Origin of the sequence: Paenibacillus sp. P36 (genome assembly GCF_045866505.1) — a bacterium.
In the GTDB taxonomy this organism is placed as follows: Bacteria; Bacillota; Bacilli; order Paenibacillales; family NBRC-103111; genus Paenibacillus_E; species Paenibacillus_E chondroitinus.
Genome location: NZ_AP038372.1, coordinates 6503537 through 6528974, shown reverse-complemented (window position 1 = coordinate 6528974; position 25438 = coordinate 6503537). Strand labels below are relative to the sequence as shown.

The window sequence follows — 25438 nt, the reverse complement described above, 5'->3', positions numbered from 1 at the left end:
AGAAAAAGACAACCCTTGTGGTTGTCTTTTTTGCTTATTGCTTCCCATAGTGACCAGGAGAAATTCCAGTAATATTTTTAAACGTACGAATAAAATTGGCATAGTCATTAAAGCCAGACAAATGGCATGTTTCGGAGACCGAATGCCCCGTGGATAACAGTTGTTTGGCCTGAGCCACCCGTTTTAACAAAATATAACGATAAATGGTCCCGCCCGTTTGAAGCTTAAAGGTGCGGCTGAGATGAAATTTGTCCACGGATAACGCTTTGGCGATTTGATCCAGTGTGAGTTCATGAAGCAGATGATCGTCGATATAATGCATGACGGATTGAATCAACGTCGAGGTGATGCCAGGTTCAGCAAAGTTCGTTCTTCGGAAAACATCGTTCGTAAAAACGAGGAGTTGTGTCAGATAAGCAAAGGAAAGCACGTCGCTGCCATATGTCTTTTGATGGAGCACATCGGATAAACGCGATGCAATGGACAGGTACGCTTCGATCTGCGTTTCGTTTAGCTGGATGATATTGTTGAGGCCAGGTTGGCGATTCTGGAAGCAAGACAGCAAGTTCGTTTCGGATGAGCAAAAGGGCAGCACAATTCGCGGTTTAAAATGAACCGTCATGCGCTCATACGGTTGTGATGTGAGATTATGAACTTTATGAAGCTCATGATTATTAATGACTATCAGATTGCCTCTTTGCAGCGGATAGCAAAATTGATCGATAAACAAATTGATTTCACCGTTCAAAAACAAAAAAATCTCGTAGCTGTCATGAAAATGAAAGTCTTTCGTGGGGACGTAGGTAGAATTCGAATAATGCGCCAACAAATCGGCTTCTAAAGACTGGTAATATTTTGAATTCGTCGTCATAAGAGGTCCCTTTCCAGTTGCACAGTTGCCATATATTTAATATACGTTAACAATTCAATAATCGCAATAAATCACCCAATAATCGCAAACAAATTGCATCGATTCCAAAGTAAACTGGGTATAGCAAGAACTCAAAGAAAGTAGGGAGATAGCATGTTGCAGACAAGCGATCAAATTTGGTTGGAACAAGTCATTAGTAAAATGACAACGAAGATGGACCGGGTAAGTGAAAAATCAAGACATAAGATCCCCTATACCACGGTGAACGGCACGCATGACAATCGGATCGTGGACAACCCTTTAGGTATCGTTTCGAATGGGATTAACTGGTGGACGAATGGATTTTGGGGTGGTATGATGTGGCTCATGTATCACCAAACCGGCGATGAAACCTATAAAGAAATTGCCAATTACTCGGAAGACGCGCTGGACGAGTGTTTCCGTCAATATTATGGGCTGCATCATGATGTAGGATTTATGTGGCTGCCTACCAGCGTAGCGAATTATAAGGTAACGGGGAATCAGGAATCTCGCAAGAGAGCGATGCATGCTGCCAATCTGCTTGCTGGTCGCTTTAATCTGGCAGGCGGGTTCATCCGGGCATGGAATGAATCTGAATCTGGCGGCCGAGATACCCGCGGCTGGGCAATTGTAGATTGTATGATGAATTTACCTCTCTTGTACTGGGCCACGGAAGAAACCGGCGACCCGCGGTTCAAACAAATAGCCATGAAGCATGCCGATACCTGTATGAACGCATTTATCAGACCTGACGGTTCGGTTAACCATATCGTTGAGTTTGACCCTTTTCATGGGGGAGTAGTGAAAACTTACGGCGGACAAGGCTACGAAGAAGGTTCCTCTTGGACGCGGGGGCAGACGTGGGCGTTATATGGCTTCATCTTGAGCTACATGCATACGCAGAAGGAAGAATATTTGCATGCGGCCAAACGCGTCGCACATTATTTTATGGCTAACATTCCGGAGAACGGCATCATTCCGATTGATTTCAGACAGCCGAAAGAACCTGAGTACGAAGATTCCACGGCAGCAGCCATTGCCGCATGCGGATTAATTGAACTTGCCAAGATCGTCGGTCAGCACGAAAAAGATTTTTATATGAACGCCGCATTGAAGTTGTTGAAAACGCTGGACAATTCGCGCTGCGACTGGACAACGGATTCCGATTGTATACTGACTCACGGCTCGGCCGCCTATCACCACCCTGAGCGTCATACGGCAATCATATACGGAGATTACTATTTCATGGAAGCTATTTTCAAATTAAAAGGAAATGATTTATTTTTGTGGTAGGCAGTTAAAGGAGGAATTCCATGTCATTCAGAAAGAAGTTAAATGCGCTGTTTTTGGGATTTATGCTTGCTTTCATGGCAATTTCCTCCTTCATTAGTTATCTTGTTTCCAAACATTTGAATATCAGCAACATGATGCTTTCGAACGAAAGCGAACTGTCTATTAATCTAGAAACGATGGACAATGCCATTTATAAAAGCAAGGAAAAATTCCAATTATTTATGGATGACTTTCATTTTTATTATGATAACGCTATCACAGACGACAATATGTTAATAAAAAAGGCCTTTGACTTCAATTCCGAGCTGCGGACGTTTCTGTATTCGAATAGAGAGTTCAAAGGTCTCTTTTTGTACCAGAATCAAGTATTAATAGGAACTTCCTTGGCGGATGAAGTGATTTCCTATACAGACAACATGGATGAAAAAGCGGCTTCTCAATCGATCAATGAATACATATGGACGCAATTGAAAGAAGATGGGAAATATGGACAAAGCGATTTTTATGAAGAAAACTTACTCATTGCACCGATACAAGATGGCGCCTACATCATTGCGATATTGGATTATCAGAAGCTGCTCGAGCAAAGCGATCTGAAATTAATCAAGATTAACGCGAAAAATCAAGTGGTTTATGGGGAACAAGCGAAGCTCGAAGCGGTTCCTGACAAACCATTCATGGAGCTCCCGGACTCGGGGGCTATTCATACATCGCGGTATGAAAATCATATTGTCTCGATCATGAATAAACAGGGGGACAGGTACATTTTATGGAGGGAGATTAGTCAAGTTGACCGCAGCATCAATCAAATCATTTGGCGGCTGGTCGGTTACGGTTTGATGATTTTCATCCTATTTGCAGTCATTTCCCATATCAACTCGGGGTTAATTCTGAGACCTGTTTATGATTTCATATCGAAACTCAAGCAGGTCAAAGGATTTGAAGAGCGTGATTCGATTCACCGCTATATTACGACCTACAAAGAGCATTCCAGCGCCTATACAAAGCTGTTTCTGTTTTTCTCGATGATTATGATTCCTACCCTTTGCACCATACTGATTTCCTATCATTATTTTGTGCAAATTATTGAAGCGAACACCCGGCAGGATCACATCCAACTTTTCAAGCAAACCGCTAAAAACATTGAAAATAACTTGCAATCGTATCACTCCTATATGAGGTATTTGATTCTTAACGGAGAGATACAGGAGCTAATGGTCAAAGTAAACGGAGAATCGTTGCCAAGGACTAAGGAATTTGCAGATATTTTAATCAGGAAAGGTATCATCGATAAGAGCTTAAGTTACATTTCCATCTATGATGCCAATCACCGGCTTGTATTCTCGAATTCGAAAAATACACCGTCGGTTGCTCCTGAGCAACCTTTATTCGTGATGAAAAAGGAAATAAAATACTTAGGCAGTAAGGTCGATAAGTCGAACCTGTTCAAGTATATGGGATATATTGAATTCGGAATTAACAGTGTGCTGGACAACCAGCAGCATGCAAGCGGTACATCGGCCGTAGTTCTCATGAACCGTAAAACTGGCAGCGAAAATCTCCAAATGATCAGTTCACCCATGGATCATCCCTATACGGAATATATTCGCAATCACGCTAAGGAAATGATAGGCGATCCGATTGATTATAAATACATAACCGTAAAAGGTGTACAAACGTTGTTCTCTACGATCCCTATTGTTGACAAGGAAGAATGGAACTTGGGTTTGTTTGTTCCGGTGTCTTGGGAAGAGCAGCATTATATTTTTATCCTGTTATACTCGTTTGAGATTGGCTGTGTATTAGCCATCATTATTATCATCTCGATGTTAGCAGGAAAGCGAATGACTGCGCCTATACGCAGGGCCATTCATCTGATGGAGACCTATCCGCAAGATCAATCCATTCGGCTGCGTGAAACAGAACATGATTTTGAATTCGCCGTTCTGGCGGTCACGTTCAACAAGATGTTAAGCAGGCTGGAGGGATTGTCGACGGAATTAGTCAGGAAAGAAAACGAAAACCTGGCTATGGAGAAAAGAATCAACAAGCTCTTGTTTAAAGCGTTGCAGTCGCAAATTAACCCGCACTTTCTTCAAAATATTTTCACATCCATCATGCTGCTGCTCAGAACAGGGAAGTCGGAGGAAGCGAGCAGCATGCTTGTTGCAACGGCCAAGTTTTTGAAATCCGGCTTATCCGGGTCAAGGGATTTGGTAACCCTTGAGGAGGAACTCGAGCATGTCCATCATTATGTGCAAATTCAGAACATTCGGTTCGATCGGCAGCTGCTTTTTTACGCTGAAGTGGACAAAGTTTACTATAAAGTTTTAATTCCTAAGTTTATTTTTCAGCCGATTGTCGAAAACGCTATTCATCATGCGATGGAGAAAAACCAGTTATTATCGATCAAAATCTCCAGCGAAATGGAAAGTGGAAACTTAATGATCATGATCGAAGATGACGGCAAAGGAATGGATCCGGATCAGCTGGCAAACACCATTCAGATGATGCGCAATAACAAACAATCTGTTCATTGTGGTTTATCCAATGTCCACGAAAGGTTGAACCTCGAATTTGGCGAGGCCTACGGATTAGAAATCAAGAGCGTATACGGGGCAGGCACACAAGTTAGAATGAAAATTATTTTGTAAATGGAGAGGCTGGAGCGATGGACAAGTTTACACTGATGATCGTAGATGATGAGAAAATAATCAGAGATGGGTTGCAAAACTCTATAAATTGGGAGGGACTGGGATTCGAGGTGGTAGCGGCGGCTGCTGACGGGGAAGAGGCCATAGAACTTTTCCAAGCGCATAAGCCTCAAGCCGTTATTATGGATATCCATATGCCTGTCATGTCCGGACTTGAAGTGTTGGAGAAGTTTAAGTATGAGCATCCCGATACCGAGGTTATCCTCCTCAGTGGCTACGACGAATTCGCATATGCCAAAAAGGGCATTCAGGAAGGCGCGTTCGACTACATCATTAAACTTTATATGTTTCCGGAGCTGGAGGAATCTTTAAAGAAACTGCATCAAGCTTTGTCCCACAGATTGGATGAGACCAGGAAATATAATCAGCTTCTGTTGCTGAAAAATGACTATCTATTTCAGCAATTAATGAAGGGAATCACACCAATCGAGCTTAATCAAGCTGCGCAGGAATCTTATTATTATGTAGCTAGTATCTGGCTTCCTTCGCTTCCATCCGTGCTCCCGGATGTTATTAGCCGAATCTCGCTCCCTTTAAAGCTTTTGATGAAACAGGGGAACGGTTATGTTCACCTTATATTGTATATGGCCGAAGAAGAGAAACAGTTCTTTCATCAGAAATTGGTTACATCGATCCGCATACTGGAGACGCAGTTAAACGATAATGCGATCACCGCCTACAAAGTCGGAATTAGCAGTTTCAAGCCTCAAGTAGCGGAGATTCCTCAATTGTACAGAGAAGCGATGAAGACGATCGATTATCTGAGACACGGAGATCCGGAAAACTCGGAACGATCTCTATTGTTTTACGAAGATTGGCGTGGACAGGATATAAGCCTCAATTTTAGCAGGATTCCCGATATGCATTGGGTCAACTGGGTCTATTCGGGAGACGATATTAATCTGATCAGCTGGATGAAGATGGTATTTGCCGAAGCCTGCGTAAACAAACAAATAACGCTATCGGATATGAAGTACTTATGTGTCCAAATCGCTGCACAATTTGAAAAAATGACGAAAGATCATGAGATGGCATTCAATTCTTTGCATGAATTTGATTCGCTCGTGGAGCTGGAAGCTTACATGATCCTTTTTATAAAAGAGAGATGCGTTACGGCTAGTCATAGAATGCAGCTGCAGAAGAGCGAAAGCATAGCGGCTGTAAAAGAATACGTGGATGAGATGTATAGGACCAACTTGATCCTGGAGGACGTCGCCAAGCAGTTTTATTTCAGCACCGGCTACTTATCCTCGAAGTTCAAGGAGTACACCGGCATGACATTCTCCAAATATATAATGACCAAACGGATCGAGACAGCATGTACATTGCTAGTTGGAACGGAAATGAAAGTTTACGAGATTGCCAATGAAGTAGGATATTCGGATGAGAAGCATTTCAGCAAGCTGTTCACACAAATAAAAAATACGGGGCCAAGGGAGTATCGTAAGCATAACAAATTCAATGGAGGGTAATAGGATTGTAAAATAACCCACCTTTTATCCGGTTTTCACCTTCTGTTTTTCATTGGTAGGTAAACGTATACTTGGATCATGAAATGTATGCGGTTACAACCAAAGGGGAGATAAGATGAAGCTAAACAAAATGGATAAAATTCAGGGGCTGTATGCTAAGTATCAAATCTTTCTTTTTATTATCCCGGCTATCCTGTACTACTTTGTTTTCAGGTACAAACCTTTGTACTTTATCCAGATCGCCTTCAGGGACTATAGAATTACACGTCCTTTGGAGCAAAGTCCATGGGTCGGATTTGACCATTTTATGACCTTATTCCATTCGACCGATTTTCAACAAGCGCTGGCCAACACATTGATTATCAGTTTCTATAAGATCTTGTTTGGTTTTCCGGCGCCAATCATTTTAGCGTTGATGTTGAACGGTTTGAGAAACGCAATTTTCAAAAGAGTTAGCCAGTCTATCTTGTATCTTCCCCATTTTATTTCTTGGTCGGTCCTAGGAGGAATCATTTACAGTTTATTATCTGTCCATGATGGGCTAGTCAATGAAATTGTGAAAGGGTTCGGTCACGAGGCGATCTACTTTATGGGGAGCAAGGAATATTTTCGCGCGATTCTGGTTGCGTCGGAGGTATGGAAGACGATGGGCTGGGGAACCATCTTGTATTTGGCTGCTTTGACCCGCATCGATGTGTCGCTGTACGAAGCAGCCCGTGTTGACGGTGCCTCTCGTTCACAGCAGTTGTGGCATATTACGCTGCCAGGCATCTCAACAACGATCGTGGTGCTGTTCATCATCAATATCGGTCATTTACTTGATGTAGGTTTTGAGCAGATTCTGGTGATGAGTAATCCCATGGTCACAAGCGTGGCAGATATTATCGATACCTATGTATTTCGGGTAGGGCTTCAAGAAGGCAAACATAGTTTAGCCACTGCGGCCGGGCTTTTCAAAACATTGGTGGCAGCTATTCTCGTTTATTCGGCGGATCGGTTGGCCAAAGTTATTGGGCAGAGGGGGATTATCTGATGGCTAATACGAGCCTGGTTCGTAAACATTCAACAGGGGATACATTGAACATCATCATCATGTTATTGTTGTGCGCCATCATGCTTTATCCATTCTGGCAGACCGTAGTTGCTTCCTTCATGTCGGAATCCGAGTACTTAACTTCGCGCTTCAAAATGATTGTAACTATGCCCACTTTAGCTTCGTATAAACAGGTTTTTCAAGACGGTACAATCTTCATCCATCTCAGGGTGACGTTCTTAATTACGGTAATAGGTACGGTCGTCGCGTTATTTATGACCGCATATTCCGCTTACGGATTATCCAAGCCGTTCAAAGGTTCCAAAATCATTATGTTTCTGATCGTCATGACGATGTTCATGAATGCCGGCTTAATTCCTGATTATATGAATTACAAGGAGCTAGGGCTAATCAATCATTTTGCCGTATATATACTCCCTTATATGATCAATACCTTTTATTTAATTATTATGAGATCAACTTTTATGGAGTTCCCGAAAGAATTGGAGGAGGCAGCCCGTATCGACGGCTGTAATGATTTCCGTATCTTCTTTACGATTGTTTTACCGTTATCCAAGCCGATATTGGCGGCAATCGGATTGTTTTTCATGGTGTCCTTCTGGAACACCTATATGCAATCGGTCTTTTTTATTACCGACAAGGAGTTAAAAACAGTTCAGGAATATTTGCAAAAAATGATTACCAGTACACAGGATTTGGAATCTATTATGCTGGCTGAATCGGGAGAAGAAGGTTTTAGTGCAGAGACAATTCGTTTTGCGAATATCGTTATGGTTTTGTTGCCAATTATCACGGTCTATCCTTTTTTACAAAAATTTTTCGTAAATGGCATCATGATGGGGTCTTTGAAAGGTTAGTTCTCCAAAACTTAGAGACAAGAAAGGGTGTTTATGTATGATTGCAAGAAAAATAACCGCTCTAACGCTAATCCCCGTATTGGCGATTTCTCTGTTCGGGTGTTCGAATAACTCTGCAAATCCGGAGTCTACTGGTACCAAGAATCCGGATTCCGCTGCAGGAACCGGTAAAATAAGTTTAGCGAAGAAGTATGACATCAAGTGGTTCCAATGGGGACCACGCGATATTCAACCCGATGACGCCATTATCAAATATTTGAACGAAAAATTTAATGTGAATATTAAAGTAGAACGGATCTTGGCCAAAGAATACCAGAAAAACCTGGAGCTAAAAATTGCGGCAGGTGATATGCCGGATGTGTTTCGATATTCGCTTAGCTCTGGAGCGCATATTTACAGCCAGCTGAAGGAAGACGGATTCTTGATGAATTTCACAGAGTACGCCGATAAGTATGACTTGAAAGGATTGAAGTCCTATATAGACCGACCCGGGACAGAGGAATTCCGTGAGGAGAACGGGGTATTTCAGTTACCGTCTCGCAAAGCCTCCGTCGTTCCCAATGTCATGGTGATTCGTCAAGATTGGTTGGATCAACTTGGATTGAAGAAGCCCACGACGATGGACGAATTCAAATCGGTGCTCAAGGCTTTCAAAGACAATAAAATGGGTGGCGCCAATACTGTGCCCGTAACGTTTGCGCTCGGATATGGGGCATTTCTGGGTTTATCTACTGGCTTTACCGGAGCTAACAACTGGGGGAAAGTAGACGGCAAATGGTCCTATGAAGCTGTTATGCCGCAGTATCAATCCTTCCTGCAATTTGCTCGTGAATTGTATGGCGAAGGTTTAATCGACCGGGAAGTGTTTACCTCGAATGAAGCTCAAGCCAAGTCTAAATTTATCACCGGAAGTGCCGGGGTCATCGTCGCTCCTACGGAAAGATACGTGGCGATTGAAAAGGATTTGGCAGAATCCAATAAAAATGCCAAACTGTCGCTGCTCATTCCGATGCCTAAAGGGCCGGCTGGAGATACGGGGAGAGTAGATGCTAGCAATACGGAGCCTATTGTTGTCATTAAGAAAGACAGGGATGAAGATTTTCTGGCAAGAGTTGCCGCTATCATTGACTATACCCATTCTGAAGAAGGGATAAAGATACTCAACTACGGAATAGAAGGGGTCCATTATAAAATGGAAAACGGCAAGATGGTTAGAACGGCGCTCTATGAACGGGACATCATTCCGTCATTGGGGCACTTAACAGCCATGACCACAGATTATTCGTTAGCGGCACAAGACGTAGAAGGCGCATTGAAGGAAAACGTGGAATACTCCTTGAAATCCGGTATTGCACCGCCGTTTACAGCCTTGACTTACGGAACCTCGAAAGATTTAGTGCCGTCCATTGATAAAAAATACAATGAATGGATGATCAATTTTGTGACGGGGGCCAAGGATATTAACGCAAACTGGGCTCAATATGTGAAAGAGATGAATGATGCCGGGTTAAGCAAGCTGACTGCAGCCGTCGAACAAAATACGAAGAAATGGGGGAAATAGATCCCATGACGCAGCAAAAGCCTAACGTGATTATCATTATGGCTGATCAATTGAGATATGATGCCATAGGAACATATACGCCTAACTTAAATGATTTAAAAAAGGATTCCGTTGTTTTCAACAGAGCCTACTGCGCTTCTCCGATATGCGTCCCCGCCCGGGGAGCATTCTTTACGGGGAGGTATCCCAACGAAACCGGGTGCTTGATCAACCCTTGGGCGCAGCAGGATCGGATGAGCGGGATGGTTAAGGAAGGGACTCCCCATCTGTATCAGCTGATGGAGCAAGATTGGGACAGCTGGCATACCGGGAAACAGCATTTATTTTATTCGGTTAAGCCTGAACAGCAAGCTGAATCGCTAACCCATTGGGATACTGAAGACAATTACACGGAGTACTTGAAGGAGCATGGGAAACAAGCTCCAGGAGGTCCGAGGTTCAAGGGGCTTGTTCCTGAAATGGTAAGCGGTCAGCGTACCACGGTCAAAAGCTACTCCATTCCCGCAATGGACCGCTATACGGAAGGGTTGGACTATTTTTTTGACGGATACATTACTAATCGTTCATTAGAGGCTATTACTTCTAGAAACACGGAGAAACCATTGTTTTTAAGCGCCATGTATTTGGCTCCTCACCCGCCGTATCACCTTCCAGAGCCATGGTATTCCATGATCGGGGAGGAAGAGATCGAACTGCCTGACAATGTCGGAGTCTGGTATCCGGACCAATCGCCTTTGCAAATGTACAATTTGACAGGCGTGCTGGGAACCCGTTACTCGCGTGAGGAATGGCGGTCCATCTGGGCCAAATATCTCGGTTTGGTCAACTTGCTCGATGATGGCGTCGGCCGTGTGATTGATGAGTTGAAGAGGCAGAACCTTTACGACAATTCGCTCATCATCTTCACCAGCGATCATGGGGAAATGTTGGGATCCCATCGTTTATGGCAAAAATTTTGTATGTATGAGGAATCGGTGCGAACACCATTATGGATAAAATTTCCAAAAACGTTTGATCCTGCGGTCCGTGAAGTGAATGAGACGGTCAGCTCGATGGATGTTTTACCGACATTATGCGAATTTCTCGGTTTGGATAAGCCTGAAGTTTTGTCCGGCAAGTCCTTAATGCCGCTGATTCATGGTGGGCAACAAGACAGGGAAGCCATTTATATTCAATATGACGGAAACGGGTCATTAGGAAATTTCCAACGGTGTATCGTCAAAGGGAAATATAAACTGATCGTCGATCTGTTCAAGGACGAAACGTTTCTGGAACTATACGACGTCGTGAACGATCCGCAGGAGACAACGAATTTGGCCGTTTCCGGCGATCATGCCCATGAATTGAACGAGCTTGTCGCCATGCTGAAGGAACATATGAAACGAACAGGTGATCATCTTGCACTGGATATCGATATCGATTTAGCCAAGCGAAACGCTAATTAAAGGAGTGGTTTATTTGAAAATTTCTGAGCATTTTCCCGCATACACCGATTTTAGTCCGCTTGTCCCTGTAAAATGTATAACGCCACGAACAGAGGGCTGTTTTCACCGGTTTTTTGATACATCGCCGGTGAGTCCGTCCGGGCGTTATGTCGCCTTGCTGCAGATGCCTCAGGAGCATCGTCTTCCTGAGCCGGGAGAAGCGGCCAACATCGTACTCGTCGATTTACATACGGCAGAAGAGCGGGTTGTCTCGCAAACATGCGGCTGGGAGCCGCAGCTTGGAGCTAATATCAACTGGGGAGCGGATGACAACTCCATTTTTTACAATGATGTGAATACGACGACGTGGGAACCGCTTTGCGTACGTTTAAATCCGCATACCGGAGAAAAGCGGTTGATGCCGGGAAGTATATACCGAATATCTCCGGATGGCAAAACGATTATTTCCGCTTGTCCGAAGAGGATGCGGCGAACGCAATTAGGATACGGCATTATCGTTCCTGATGAGCAAATTCCGCGCAACTACGGTTTTCGAGATGACGATGGTCTCTATGCCCTGGATACGGAAACCGGGGAGAGGAAGCTGCTGGTTTCGATAAAGGATGTATTCGATCGTGCCGAACCGTCTATTGATAAGGCTTTGTATGAGCATGGCGAATGTTATGGATTTCATTGCAAATTTAATCCGCAAGGCGATCGCATCCTGTTTACGATGAGATGGTTTCATACGGAACAGGAGCAGCCGTGGAACATGATTTCTCAAGGGTTGAAGTACTGGGTTATCACGATGAAGGCGGATGGCAGTGATATCCGTGTTGCAGTAGGCCCAGAACAATGGGATAAGGGAGGCCATCATATTAATTGGTATCCTGACGGCGAGCGGCTTTCGATGAATTTGTGCCTCGATGGCGACAAACAGCTGTATCTGGTTCAAGTGAATAAGGATGGCACGAATATTGGCAAAATCATCGACTCGATTCCAGGATCCGGGCACCCGACGGTCCATCCTAACGGAAGACATATCGTGACCGACTCCTATGAGCACGAGAAAGTGGCTTTCGGTGACGGTACCGTTCCTTTGCGCCTTATCGATCTTCAGGAAAAAAGCGAAGCGACTATCGTACGAATCCCTATCGGCAATCCGGGAACGAAAGTATCAGGCGTGCTTCGCGTTGATCCACACCCTGCTTGGGCGCCGGACAATAAGCATCTTGTTTTTAATGGATATGTAGATGGTACCCGCCGTGTATTTATAGCTGACTTGTCGGGCTTGGTCTAAGTTGGAAATAGAATCCATAAACTTGCTTAGATGGAGGTTACGCGGATGAGAAATGAAAAACCGAATGTCATCCTCATTATGGCGGATCAATTGAGACTGGATGCCATCGGCGCCCATACGCCAAACATCAATCGCCTGAAGGAAGACGGCATCGTATTTGAAAGAGCATATTGCGCTTCTCCTATTTGTGTCCCTGCACGCGGAGCCTTCTTTACCGGCATGTATCCTAACGAAAACGGTTGTTTAATTAACCGGGGGGAGGATATGTACGCCCTGGTAAGGCCTGACATCGACCATTTATACAGGCTTATGGATCATACGTGGGACAGCTGGCATACCGGAAAACAACATCTGCGGATGAAACCTGGCGTGGATGAATCTCCTGACAGCCAAACGAACTGGAGAAAACTTGAGGGCAGGTACGAAGCTTTTTTGAAGGAAAATCTTAAACGAGTGCCTGGTGGACCGAATTATCGGGGGATCGTGCCGGAAATGGCATATGGAAAGATAACGCGTCCTAGATCGTATTCCATACCTGCGGTTGGTTTGTACGAAGAAGGTCAGGAATTCTTCATTGACGAGTTTATCGCCAGAGACTCTGTGGAAGCGATTCGAAATCGAGATCGCAGTAAACCGTTTCTGCTTAACGCGATGTTCCACGCTCCCCATCCCCCTTTAGAAATTCCCGCCCCTTGGTTTGATTTGATCAAATCGGTGGATTTGCCTGAGAATGTCGGGGAGTGGTGCCGGACTCAGTCACCGCTTCAGTTATATAATTTGACGGGCGCTATAGGAACTCGATACACAAGGGACGATTGGAAGCAAATATGGAAGGTCTATTTGGGTTTGGTCTCGCTGCTGGATCAATGCGTCGGCCAGATTATCGAGGAATTGAAGCGAGAAGATCTTTATGATACAAGTTTGATTATTTTTACGAGTGACCACGGTGAAATGCTTGGTTCTCACGGATTGTGGCAAAAAATGTGCATGTATGAAGAATCCGTTCGTACACCGCTGTTTATGAAATTTCCAGCTGATTTCCAACCGGCTGTAACCTCTTGCCGCTCATTGGTCAGCAGTATCGATGTGCTGCCGACCCTATGCGATTATGCAAAAATACAGCTGAGTTCTCCTATGTCCGGTCAATCACTCATGCCATTAATTGCTGGCAATACGACAGGACGCGAGAGAATCTTCATTCAATACGATGGCAATGGTGGAAGGGGCAACTTTGGGCGTTGTATCGTCGAAGGCGATTACAAGCTGATCGTCGATATGTTTAAAAATGAAACGTACATAGAACTGTACAACGTAATCAAGGACCCTCAGGAGAGAGAGAATCTTGCCTTTCAGGAGCAGTGTTACCGCGAGCGAATTGAACAAATGCTGCTGCATTTGAGTGAGCATATGCAAGCTACGAATGATCTGCTGGAATTGCCGAATCAAATCTACGACCGGTTTCTACAGGACTACACGGAGGTTATGTCATAAACGAAAGGAGGTACTGAAGTATGGAACAAATCCATGTTCGAACTGTCCATTCACATAAGGAATTGGAAGAAATCTACGAGATATGGGATACGGTCTTTCCGCGAGGAAAAAGCTTCTTTCAAGATCGATTGGAGTTTGATAGCACCTATTCCACAGATACAACGTGGGTTGCGGTTGTAGATGGCGTAATAGCTGCGGCAATCCAGTTGTTCACATTTCGCATACGCTTCGGATCATTGGAATTAAAGCTTGGTGGCATAGGCAGCGTGGCCACATTGCCTGCATACAGAAAGCGAGGTCTGGCACAGTGCATTCTACGCAGGATATCGGAGTATATGAAACAAAATGGCTACGATTTATCACTTCTGAATACCAATATTCTATCCTTTTACGAGCAGGTGGGTTGGTTTCCTTATTCGAAAAAAGTATGGAGAGCCAAGGCTGAAAACATCATGCAGCTTGATCATTTGACCTTATACGCGATAAGAAGGTATGAAGATACCGATCTTGAATCGATCATGGCGTTGTATGAAGAGGCGAACAGAGAGCTGTACGGAAGCGTTATCCGCCCGAAATCATATTGGCTCGGCCAGCAACAATGGAAAACGGTCCAACCCCATCAGTTTCTGGTGGCTGAAACCGAGGGAACTGTAGTAGCCTTTTTGCGATATAAAAAAAGCAATGGAAATCAGATGCAGTTAGCGGATTGCTGCTGCTTGCCCGGACATGAGGAGGCTGCGCGCTCTTTGCTATGTCGAGCTGTGTCAGAGCATCCTGAAGATTCGAGCATAAGCGCTTATTTGCCTGATCGCCACGCGCTAGAGGCATGTTTCCGCCAACACGGCAATCTCCAAATAGAAACCAATAGCATGTGGAAAATTGTTGATTTTGGCTGTTTACTTAGCAAGCTCGCTCCCGAATTTTCTCGACGAATGCTGCAAGGCCAGGCAAAAGACAACTTGGTTTTGCCTGCAGCGCTTCTGGTGGGGCTTGGGGATCAGGAGTTGATGATTCGCATGCGGGAGGAGGAGGTGGAAGTTGTAAGGGCATTGGCGTCTACAGCGTATAATATTTCGCTGCAGCTTGACGAGGCTCAATGGATCATGCTGCTTTTGAACGGATACAGCACCTTAGAAGACCAGTCTACCGAGGGCATGCCATATCTAAGTGTACTTTTCCCGGAAATTTCATCGGTGTTTTGGAACGCCGATAATTTCTGATTGCTTGCTAATAACCGAAGTAGCGACAACAAAAAGAAGACCCTTCTGCCCAAGCGATTGGGGGCGGAAGGGTCATTGTCGTCATTTTTCCTTTCTATTTCAGCCATGATGTGGCGGTGGACGGTGAGTTTTTGTGAGGAAAAAATTGATTGCCTTATTTATTATATTTCTATTGCTGCCATCACTGATACTTTCAAAAATCTGGTTTGACCGAACATCCGATACCATCGTGGACGTGTCCAAAGTATTTAATGAGCAGCTTGTCAGGCAGCTAAATAATCAAATCAATGATTATTTTCAAGATTTGGAGCGATCCACAATGCCTTTAATTGCTCACCCGCTGGTGAAAGAATTTATGCTTCTTCAACCGGATCAAGCTTACAAGCAGTTTATTTTAACTAGAGATATTCAAAATGAATTGCTCCAACAAATTGTATTTGGTCGTCCAGAAGTTTATTCCCTAACGATCTACTCTGCTAATGGTTTGCAAATCTCCAATCATGTCGCGCTGCCAAGTCAGGATGATTATGAAAGCTATCTAAGAAATACAAACTTGGGGAATTACAATGTCATGGGGATTCGATGGATGAATAACACTCCATTGCTTACCATTACGAGGAAGTTTACGGATACCACACTGTATCAGACAAGTGGGGTTTTAGTGTTTAATATAAGGCTTAATGAAATATGGAATAAAGTGAATAACATTCAAACCGGTATGAAAGGAAAGTTGTGGATCCTCGATGCCAACCATCGTGTTATTTACGACGCTGGTCATTATGACAAATTAGGCTCTAATATGCCGGATTGGTTTAGCCAAGGGATACAAGCCTTGAAACCGGATGAACCCTTTTTGCATGATGAAAAAGGGGTAACGAATATCGTTAATTACAATACTTCTGAATCTACTCGCTGGACGATCGTATCTGAATTCCCGATCCATGAGTTTAGCAAAGGATTGATTGTACTAAGGGACCATTCGATCTGGATTCTGTTAATGATCACTTTTGTGGCCTGTATCATTATTGGCGGCTATGCTTTTTATCTCACCAATTCACTAAGCATCTTGGAAAGGCTTATGCGCAAAGCACAGGATGGGGATCTGCTCCTTGCAGCTCCGCACCGCCGGGAAAAAGAAATAGGCAGCCTGTTCGTAGGCTTTAACCAAATGATCGGGGAGCTTCGGCGCCTTATCCTGGAAGTGCATGCCGGACAATTGCGAGAGAAAGATTTGCTGCTGCGGCAAAAAGAGTCTGTGTTACGAGCGCTTCAGTCCCAGATCAATCCGCACTTTTTATACAATACGCTGGAGATTATTAATTCTCATGCTATTCTCCAAGGCGTAATGCCTGTTAGTAGAATGGCTACTGCACTAGCCGATATGTTTCGGTATTGCATGAAAGATTCGATGCAAGTTGTCAACTTGACAGAGGAATTAGAACATATCCGTACGTATCTCGAAATTCAAAAGGAAAGATTTCCCGAATTAACGTGTGAATTTCTTTTTGACATGACCGCTGCTTCATCGATTTCCATTTGCCGGCTTTCGATACAGCCCTTAATCGAGAATTGTTTTATTCATGCTTATGAGAATCAAATGCTTCCACCTGATTTTATTAGGCTTACAGGGGATATTCAGAATGGAAAATATGTGATCAGGATTACCGATCACGGTGGAGGGATGCCGGATGACGTACGGGGCAGATTCAATTCGGCATTTAAAGAGCCATACAACGATCATGACAATAGGAATGATGGCGTACATAGTCATATCGGCTTGATGAACGTTCATTCCAGGTTACGATTGACGTTTGGTTACCCTTACGGTTTACACATCGCGAAATCGAATCCTACCGGGACCATCGTGGAGGTTGTTATACCTCTAGAACAAGGAAGAAAGGATGAATCCGCATGATCCGTACCGTCATTATTGAGGACGAAGCTTTAATTCGGAAAAGTTTAAGTAAATTGGTTTCGGAATCTTCTCTTGGCTTTGATGTTATAGGCGAGGGGGCTAATGGTGTTGAAGGCTTTGACCTGGTTAAAAGTGCTCGTCCCGACTTACTGATTACAGATATAAAAATGCCGCAGATGAATGGATTAGACTTAATTAAAAACATCAAATCACTAGGAATTCACTGCGAGTTTATCATATTGTCCGGTTACAGCGATTTTAGTTTTGCTCAGGAAGCGATACATTATGGTGTCAGTGATTATTTGCTTAAACCGATACGGCCGGAACAACTCAGGCAAACCTTACATAAAGTCAAAGTCGAAGTGGAAAAGCATCAGATTGATTTGAACGAGTATAGCGAGTGGCTGCTTTATTGTACGGAGGAAGCGAAGAATATGGCACACTTCATATGGAATGTGAATGAAACCGAGGTTATGAAGACGATTGATGATTTTAATAAGAAATGGATAGAGCGCCAAGGAGTGAATTCGCAGTATAAAGTGCGGAGCATTGAACTTTTAAGCAGAATCTATTCCTGTCTATGCAATGATTTCGGAGCCAAGAGATTTGATTACGATAATAAATTAACAATTCTTTTTGAAAAAAGTAGGGAGGAAGTACAAGCTTTAAATAAGCTTATTATCAGCACGTGGCTTCAAGCGGTGCGTGAAACCCGGAATTATGGCGCGCATCTGAGCATCAAACAAGTTACCGCATTTATCGAAAATAATTATAAGAATAGTGAACTCTCCCTGCAGATGGTCGCCGACCAAGTCAAATTATCCGTCCCCTACCTCAGTCAGGTATTTAAACAGAGTACAGGCATCTCTTTTTCTCAATATCTCATTCAAACGCGTATGGAGAAGGCGAAGCAACTATTATCCGAACCTGATTGCAAGGCCTATGAAATCCCGGATCATATTGGCTATACGGATTATCCCCATTTTACGAAAAGCTTTAAAAAGTACTTCGGTATTTCACCACGTGAGTTTCGGGCACAAAAATAAAGCGCATACATTACCTTATAAAAACACAACTAGCAGAAGGAATACCATGTACGTGCCTCCTGATTTCTTCTAGTATGGAGTTATCAAATAGGACATCAGGAGGTTCCCATGAATACGAAAGCGCCCCCAATTCATTTGATTAACATGGAAGCAAGAAGAAAAAGGAGCAGACTTTATTATTTAAAACATTGGCAATTATACGGCATGATCATGCCTGGGATCGTGTTTTTCCTTCTCTTTAAGTATGTCCCGATTCTGGGAAGTGTGATTGCCTTTCAGGATTACAATGTTTACAAAGGGATCATGGGAAGCCCGTTTGTTGGATTAAAGCACTTCGAAACGCTGTTCACGTATCCTGAATTTGCGAAAATTCTCAAAAACACCGTGCTCATTAGCATATATCAGCTTGTGTTTGGTTTTCCTGCTCCGATTATACTAGCTTTGTTTTTGAATGAAGTTAGGAAAATGTGGTTCAAACGTTCTGTACAAACCATCGTTTATCTCCCGCACTTTTTGTCTTGGGTAATCGTAGGTGGCTTAGTTATCAATGTGTTATCGCCAAATTACGGCATTATCAATGAGCTTTTGGAATTTTTGGGGATGGAGCGAAAATTTTTTATGCAGCAGCCTGAATTTTTTCGATCTATCGTCGTTGCTTCAGGTATTTGGAAGGAAGTCGGTTGGAACGCCATTATTTATCTCGCCGCTCTGGCTAGCATCAACACCGAGATGTATGAGGCAGCCGACGTAGATGGTGCCGGCAGATTCCGCAAGATGATAAGTATTACATTGCCATCGTTATTACCAACCATTATGATTTTGTTCCTGCTAAGAATTGGACATTTGTTAGATTTAGGATTTGAACAAATTTATATGCTGATCAATCCACTCGTTGCAGATAAAGGGCAGATTATCGACACGTATATTTATAGCGTTGGTTTACTAGGCGGGCAATACAGTTATACAACGGCAATCGGGATTTTTAAATCCGTAGTTGGTTTGATGCTTATCCTCAGTTTTAACCAGATAAGTAAAAGAACGACCGGAGAAACCTTATATTAAACAGGGGTGAAGAGATGAGAAAAAGGCGATCTATATTCCCGATGATGAATGCGATCCTACTGACTGGTATCAGCTTGTTCATGCTTGTTCCTTACCTCAACATATTGGCAGGCTCTTTCAGCAGCGGGCAGGCCATTCTGCAAGGTAAGGTCTCCATCTTTCCTGTCAACTTTACACTCGATCATTACTTGGCTGTGATGAATAATAAGGCGATTTGGAAAGCTTTTGGTGTCACCGTATGGGTAACGGTTGCCGGCACCTGCTTAAGTCTTTTGTTCACTTCGCTGATGGGATATGGATTATCCAAGTCCCACTTAAAAGGCCGCGGTTTCATCATGATTATGGTTATTATCACCATGATTTTTCCAGCTCCACTGATTCCGTCCTACCTTGTTGTGAAGTCATTCGGCCTATTGGATTCATTAAGCGCTCTCATTATTCCCGGCTTAATTAGCGCGTTTAATCTGGTCATCATGATAACCTTTTTCAAAGGCATACCGGAGGGACTTACAGATGCGGCAACCATTGATGGATGTGATGAATTTCATACTTTTGGAAGAATCATTATGCCGCTTTCTTTACCTTCTTTAACGACGATTGGCCTGTTCTATGCCGTTGGTTATTGGAACGGGTACATGAATGCCATTATGTACTTGAGAGATCCTGGTCTTTTCACTTTGCAAGTGAAATTACGCCAACTACTTGTAGAGAATGATGCGGGCAGCATGGGATCAGGTATGCTGATGTCCATTGAAGGAATACGAATGGCAACGATTATTGTTGCTACTGTGCCAATTTTATTGATTTATCCTTTGATCCAGAAACATTTTATCCAAGGCGCCATGATTGGTTCTGTCAAAGGTTAACAAATAAGATAACAGGGGAGTGGGACCGAATGAAAGCAAACAAAAAAGTAGTTGGAACACTTTTGGTTACTGCCATGATTTCCGCTTGTAGTAATCATTCCGAGGAAGGCAAAAGTTCGCCGGATGGACAGGGGATTCCCTCCATAAAAATTACAATGAACTCCAGATCACTTCCTTATGTTGAAGCTTCTCCTAATATTAATGAAGACATCTATGTTAAAAAGCTGGAGGAACTATCCAAAACAAATCTCAATATCGAAATCATTCCGGCAACGGACTTTGATCAAAAACTGAATTTACTGCTTGCTGCCAATGAAAAACTGCCAGACCTTCTTGAAATATCAGCCATTAATACGAAAGTGTCCTCACCTGCTGTAAATAATGGAGCTTTCACGGAACTGAACGATCTGATCGATAAATTTGGTCCTAATCTTAAAAGTAATATCCCGAAAGAAGTATGGGATTCCCCGACAATAAGCAAGGACGGAAAAATATATGCGATACCGGCCATGTCGGGCACGACGCGTAACCAGGTTGTCTTTATGCGGAAAGACTGGCTGGATAAACTTGGCTTACAGGTACCCAAAACGATAGAAGAATACATCAATGTATTGACTGCATTTCGCGATAGGGACCCGAATGGCAACGGTAAAAAGGATGAAATTCCATTTTCGGGACGCAAAAATTTAAGAGTTGCCGAGGCATTTTTTGGAGCCTATGATGTCAATCCTGGCGAAGGAATCTCTGCGGGTACTTGGAAGTACAAAGATAACAAACTGGTGCCTAAATTCATTTTGCCGGAAATGAAAGATGCTTTGAAAATTTATCAGTCTATGTACAAAGAAAAGCTCCTTGATAATGAAGTGTTTGTACAAGAAGGCAAGGATTGGGATGCGAAGATTAAGGGCGCTGCACGTGTAGGCATGTGGATACATGATCCGGGTTATCCCGACAAGTGGTTGGCCGAGGTACAGAAAGGGGAGCCTACCGCTGAAATTATCAACATCCCATCGCCCATTGGTCCAGACGGAAAAGGCGGAGCGGACATTGTTTCCCCGATCAGATCGGCTTATGCGATCCCTGCCAGCAGTAAAAAAGCCGAGGACGTTATTAAATTTTTGAATTGGTTTTACTCGAAAGAAGCGAATACATTCCTGACTTATGGCATTGAGGGGGATGACTATACCGTAAACAACGGGAAGATCGACTATAAATATCAGACAACGGCGGATGGCATTAACAAGGAAAATATGCACTTGATGTTCCTGCAAATTACCGGCCAACCCTATATCACGAACGAAGATTTCATGAAAGGCCGCCCACACGGTGATCTGATTACGAACGCTGCGAAAGTTGCAAACAGTGAAGGCCGGGTGAATGATGGACTTGATATGCCGCTTCCTTCCATTATGTTGTCGCAACCTGAGCTCGCCAAAAACGGATTGTTTATGGAAACGGCAGCGAAAATCATTGTTGGCCAGGAAAGTATCGACTACTTTGATAAATTCGTTGCAGACTGGCAAGCGCGTGGCGGCAACAAAGCAATTGAAGAGGCGACCCAATGGTATCAAAAAAATAAAAAATAAACGTTTCGTATTCTTGGGGGGAAATGTAGAATGAGCAACCAATTATCAGTAGATATTGAATTTCAGCATAACCATCATCACGAGCTTCCTGTTACGGCTATAATTGTAGGGGCCGGCCACCGCAGCTTAATTTACGCTTCTTTTGCAGAGGTTTATCCGAAACGTTTCAAAATTGTCGGAGTGGTAGAGCCGGATAGCGAGCGCAGACATTTAACCAAAGAGCGTTTCGGATTATCAGAGGAAAACTGTTTTGCCGATGTAACGGAACTCGTCAGTAAACCCAAGATTGCGGATGCCGTAATTAACGGAACCATGGATCATCTGCATGTCTCTTCTTCGATCCCGTTGTTAAGGGCTGGTTATGACATCATGCTGGAGAAACCGATCGGCGTCAGTAGGGAGGAAGTTTTGGAGCTGTATGAAGAAGCAAAGCGCCTTGGCAGGAAAGTCATGATTTGTCACGTGCTGCGCTATGCACCATTCTACGAATCAATTCGCCAAACGATAGCCGATGGCATCATCGGTGATATTGTTAGTTTGGCGACGACCGAGAACGTCACTTATCACCACATGGCCATGGCATATGTCAGAGGAAAATGGGGGCGTGTCGATAAAGGCGGTTCCTCCATGCTGATGGCCAAAAGCTGCCACGACCTGGACGTCTTGGCCTGGATGAAGGGAGATATCCAGCCGGTGAAAGTAAGCAGCTTCGGAAGCCTGCTGCAATTCCGGCCTGAGAAGGCGCCTTCAGGGGCAGGCACGCGGTGCCTGGTCGATTGCTCTATTGAAGAATCTTGCCCTTATTCTGCACGGAAACATTACATTGAGCAGCGTTTGTGGACGGCTTATGTAACCTATAATACCCATTTAGGCGTTACAATGAGCGATGAGGAATTGGCGGAATCCCTGCGAAAAGACAGCCCGTACGGCCGCTGCGTCTGGCATTGCGATAACGATGTGGTCGACCATCAGACGGTGATTGTAGAGTTCGAGGATGGCAGTACAGGGACCCATGTGATGACCGGCGGTACTTCCAAGCCAGGCCGATCTATCCACATTGTGGGGACTAAAGGCGAAATTCAAGGGGATATGGAGGCTGGTTCCTATGTCATCCGACATCCCGATGCCCGCAAAGGCCACATCTACTCCGAGCAGCAGATCAAGGTGGGCGTGTCAGAGGATATGCACGGCGGAGGAGACTTGCTGCTTGTCGACGACTTCGTCAAAGTGTTGAAGGGAGCCGTGCCATCGATCTCCTCCACCTCTCTGGAGAAGTCGCTGCACGGGCACTTCATCGGATTCGCAGCCGATCAATCCCGACTGGAACAAAGAACCGTTGCCATTAAGCGAATTTGACATTTATTTTGTGAAGCGCACATTCGGATCTTGTCTTCTCAACATATGATGACAAGATAGGGATACCATGAAAAGGATGTGCGAGCAGCATGAAAACTTATCCTCACCCCACAAGAAAGCACGGCCGCGTAAATGTCGGACAGAAAGGACGATTGGCATCGTCGTCAACGATCGCCGCTCAAGCTGCGGCTAATCTAGGAACACCTGTATGCGTAGTACTCAAGGACGGTTCTGTCTATTATGGCGTTCTGAAAGAAGTGCAGGTTAGTCAAGTTATCCTTCAAGGATTTAAAGGCGACAAGAAGATTCCACGAAAAAAAGTTAGATCCAAAGCGCATATATCCAGTTTTGGCGGTTTAGGTAACATACTTGGGCTTCTTGGCGGCGGAGGACTTGGCGGTTTATTTGGAGGAGGCTCCACAGGTGGTGGATTACTGGGAGGGCTCGGTCAAGGTGCTGCCAAAGGCGCAGGCGGATCTGGCGGTTTGTTTAGCAATATAGGCAGCTTTATGAAACTTGGCATGGGTGCCATTTCATTTATCATGCCGTTAATGAAAGGTTTTTCGATCTAAACATATAGCAAGCCAAATAGCCCGGGGATTCGTTTCCGCGGGCTATTTGGCCTTCATCCTAAATCAAATCCATATCCTTTTGGCTCAATTCAAAATCAAAAATGTTGAAGTTTTCGATGATTCTTTCTTTCCGAACAAGGCGCCCAGGATTCGATCTGAACCTGATTCTCTTTCATGAATTGTGCATGTTCAATATGTTGGTTAAAAGGGTGCGTTTCGACCTGATTAACACAAGGAACGACTTCGTTATGAATGATCAAATCGATCAGGCGATCTTCATGGAAGTTGCTAACGCCAATGGCACGGACCTTTCCTTCGCGATACAATACCTCCATAGCACGCCATGAACCATACACATCGCCATATGGCTGATGAATTAAATACAAATCCAAATAGTCGAGCTGCAATCTGGAAAACACCAAATCCGAGAATCGGCATCTCAACGCCATTGTTCAACTTTACTTTTTGCATATGAAATCCTCTAGGTTTACAGGTTTAAATCGCTCCAACTACGGGATGGGGAACATACAATTCTTCCAATGATGTAATTTCATCAGGCGTTAACTTCAGGGATAAAGCGCCTACGGCTTCTTCGAGCTGAGACACATTCGTAGCGCCGATGATAGGAGCCGAGACGGGCTCTTTCTGCAGCAGCCAAGCAAGTGCGATATGCATACGGGGAACACCGCGTTTTTCGGCTATGGCTGCTACACGTTCTATAATGTAGCGATCCGTATTCGCTGTCGCATCGTATTTCTTCTTTTGCATGTGATCGGTTTGGGAACGAAGCGTGGTAACGGATTCATCACGTACCAGCCTTCCTGAGGCAACTGGACTATAGGGAATCACACCGATTTTTTCGGCTTGGCAAAGCGGCATCATTTCTCTTTCCTCTTCACGGTAGATCAGATTCAAATGATTTTGCATCGACACAAACCGGGTCCAGCCATTTTTCTCGGCTACATGCAGCGCCTTCAGAAATTGCCATGCGTACATGGCGGAAGCGCCAATATATCGGGACTTACCCGCTTTCACCACATCATGCAACGCTTCCATCGTTTCTTCAATGGGAGTCTGGTAATCCCAACGGTGAATTTGATATAGATCCACATAATCCGTTCCAAGCCGCTTCAGACTTTTATCGATTTCACTCAGAATAGCTTTACGGGAAAGCCCGGCGCCGTTGGGACCCTTGTGCATACGTCCATGCACTTTGGTCGCGAGGACGATTTCATCCCGATTAGCGTAATCCTTCAGAGCTCGTCCAATGATTTCCTCGCTGGTTCCATCTGCATACACATTCGCGGTATCGAAAAAAGTGATGCCTAATTCAAGGGCTTTTTTTATAATAGGGCGACTGCGCTCCTCATCAAGTATCCATGGATGATGCCAACGCTCTGCATCACCAAAGCTCATACAGCCAAGGCTAAGTCGAGATATATCCAAGCCAGTATTTCCAAGTTTCACATATTCCATGTCATGTTTCGCTCCTTTGTTCCAGGGGGATACCCTTATTATGCAACAGATGGACAGGGGACCGTTATCTCATTCATGCCAGATTATTGCCTAATCCTCTTACTGCACTTATGTAGAAGTTAGGCTATGAAAGCCCTTCGCAATTCAGCCGCGAATATGCTCGCATGTTTGGCTTTCCGCCTAGACAAGACATGAAGCGCATAAGGGCATGAACAGTTTTATTTGGCCAAAATAACATTTCCCAACGATACATATTTTTGTCTTCCTGTTTAATAATAAAG

19 protein-coding genes and 2 pseudogenes are annotated in these 25438 nt (G+C 44.1%); 18 read left to right on the top strand and 3 right to left on the bottom strand.

The window, feature by feature from the left end; all coding sequences use genetic code 11:
* Positions 1 to 34: 34 nt before the first annotated feature.
* Entirely contained in the window at positions 35 to 871 is an 837-nt protein-coding gene (locus ACKTT9_RS29030; protein WP_407868685.1) for a helix-turn-helix domain-containing protein, read from the bottom strand.
* Between the two features lie 153 nt (positions 872 to 1024).
* On the opposite strand from ACKTT9_RS29030, the gene ACKTT9_RS29025 reads away from it, so the two are divergent.
* From ACKTT9_RS29025 to ACKTT9_RS28945, 17 genes are all read left to right on the top strand, one after another.
* The gene (locus tag ACKTT9_RS29025; RefSeq protein ID WP_407868684.1) at positions 1025 to 2185 is read left to right on the top strand and encodes a glycoside hydrolase family 88 protein; all 1161 of its coding nucleotides are present in this window, start codon (positions 1025 to 1027) and stop codon (positions 2183 to 2185) included.
* A 20-nt stretch (positions 2186 to 2205) separates the two neighbouring features.
* On the top strand, positions 2206 to 4839 hold the full coding sequence (locus ACKTT9_RS29020; protein ID WP_407868683.1) for a histidine kinase: 2634 nt from the start codon (positions 2206 to 2208) through the stop codon (positions 4837 to 4839).
* Positions 4840 to 4856: 17 nt separating this feature from the next.
* The gene (locus tag ACKTT9_RS29015; protein WP_407868682.1) at positions 4857 to 6371 is read left to right on the top strand and encodes a response regulator; all 1515 of its coding nucleotides are present in this window, start codon (positions 4857 to 4859) and stop codon (positions 6369 to 6371) included.
* A gap of 115 nt (positions 6372 to 6486) precedes the next feature.
* Positions 6487 to 7404 (top strand): ABC transporter permease, encoded by a 918-nt coding sequence (locus ACKTT9_RS29010; RefSeq protein WP_407868681.1) that lies wholly within the window; start codon positions 6487 to 6489, stop codon positions 7402 to 7404.
* Positions 7404 to 8282 (top strand): carbohydrate ABC transporter permease, encoded by an 879-nt coding sequence (locus ACKTT9_RS29005; protein ID WP_407868680.1) that lies wholly within the window; start codon positions 7404 to 7406, stop codon positions 8280 to 8282. Before ACKTT9_RS29010 ends, ACKTT9_RS29005 begins: the two co-directional genes overlap by 1 nt.
* A 37-nt stretch (positions 8283 to 8319) precedes the next feature.
* Complete coding sequence (locus ACKTT9_RS29000) at positions 8320 to 9843, top strand: extracellular solute-binding protein (protein WP_407868679.1); 1524 nt, start codon at positions 8320 to 8322, stop codon at positions 9841 to 9843.
* Positions 9844 to 9848: 5 nt separating this feature from the next.
* On the top strand, positions 9849 to 11288 hold the full coding sequence (locus ACKTT9_RS28995) for a sulfatase (RefSeq protein WP_407868678.1): 1440 nt from the start codon (positions 9849 to 9851) through the stop codon (positions 11286 to 11288).
* A 13-nt stretch (positions 11289 to 11301) separates the two neighbouring features.
* A complete protein-coding gene (locus tag ACKTT9_RS28990) occupies positions 11302 to 12567 on the top strand; it encodes a TolB family protein (RefSeq protein WP_407868677.1) in 1266 nt (421 codons plus the stop codon).
* Positions 12568 to 12612: 45 nt separating this feature from the next.
* Positions 12613 to 14058 carry a sulfatase gene (locus ACKTT9_RS28985; protein WP_407868676.1) on the top strand — a complete coding sequence of 482 codons (1446 nt, stop codon included), beginning with the start codon at positions 12613 to 12615 and terminating at the stop codon, positions 14056 to 14058.
* A gap of 20 nt (positions 14059 to 14078) precedes the next feature.
* Entirely contained in the window at positions 14079 to 15278 is a 1200-nt protein-coding gene (locus ACKTT9_RS28980; RefSeq protein WP_407868675.1) for a GNAT family N-acetyltransferase, read from the top strand.
* 133 nt (positions 15279 to 15411) lie between these two features.
* The gene (locus tag ACKTT9_RS28975) at positions 15412 to 17193 is read left to right on the top strand and encodes a sensor histidine kinase (RefSeq protein WP_407868674.1); all 1782 of its coding nucleotides are present in this window, start codon (positions 15412 to 15414) and stop codon (positions 17191 to 17193) included.
* Entirely contained in the window at positions 17190 to 18239 is a 1050-nt protein-coding gene (locus ACKTT9_RS28970; protein WP_407868673.1) for a response regulator, read from the top strand. Before ACKTT9_RS28975 ends, ACKTT9_RS28970 begins: the two co-directional genes overlap by 4 nt.
* 108 nt (positions 18240 to 18347) lie before the next feature.
* Entirely contained in the window at positions 18348 to 19301 is a 954-nt protein-coding gene (locus ACKTT9_RS28965; protein ID WP_407868672.1) for an ABC transporter permease, read from the top strand.
* Between the two features lie 14 nt (positions 19302 to 19315).
* Positions 19316 to 20167, top strand: coding sequence for a carbohydrate ABC transporter permease (locus ACKTT9_RS28960; RefSeq protein ID WP_407868671.1), 852 nt, complete (start codon positions 19316 to 19318; stop codon positions 20165 to 20167).
* A gap of 29 nt (positions 20168 to 20196) precedes the next feature.
* The gene (locus tag ACKTT9_RS28955) at positions 20197 to 21753 is read left to right on the top strand and encodes an extracellular solute-binding protein (protein ID WP_407868670.1); all 1557 of its coding nucleotides are present in this window, start codon (positions 20197 to 20199) and stop codon (positions 21751 to 21753) included.
* A 30-nt stretch (positions 21754 to 21783) separates the two neighbouring features.
* A complete protein-coding gene (locus tag ACKTT9_RS28950) occupies positions 21784 to 23109 on the top strand; it encodes a Gfo/Idh/MocA family protein (RefSeq protein ID WP_407868669.1) in 1326 nt (441 codons plus the stop codon).
* An 89-nt stretch (positions 23110 to 23198) separates the two neighbouring features.
* A complete protein-coding gene (locus ACKTT9_RS28945; protein ID WP_407868668.1) occupies positions 23199 to 23681 on the top strand; it encodes a hypothetical protein in 483 nt (160 codons plus the stop codon).
* Positions 23682 to 23742: 61 nt separating this feature from the next.
* Here ACKTT9_RS28945 and ACKTT9_RS28940 read toward each other — a convergent pair.
* Together ACKTT9_RS28940 and ACKTT9_RS28935 are read right to left on the bottom strand one after the other, a co-directional pair.
* A pseudogene (locus tag ACKTT9_RS28940) lies at positions 23743 to 24091 on the bottom strand (aldo/keto reductase); the annotation flags it as partial.
* 85 nt (positions 24092 to 24176) lie between these two features.
* Complete coding sequence (locus ACKTT9_RS28935) at positions 24177 to 25157, bottom strand: aldo/keto reductase (protein WP_407868667.1); 981 nt, start codon at positions 25155 to 25157, stop codon at positions 24177 to 24179.
* Positions 25158 to 25273: 116 nt separating this feature from the next.
* On the opposite strand from ACKTT9_RS28935, the pseudogene ACKTT9_RS28930 reads away from it, so the two are divergent.
* Positions 25274 to 25369, top strand: a pseudogene (locus ACKTT9_RS28930) (AraC family transcriptional regulator); the annotation flags it as partial.
* Between the last annotated feature and the right edge of the window lie 69 nt (positions 25370 to 25438).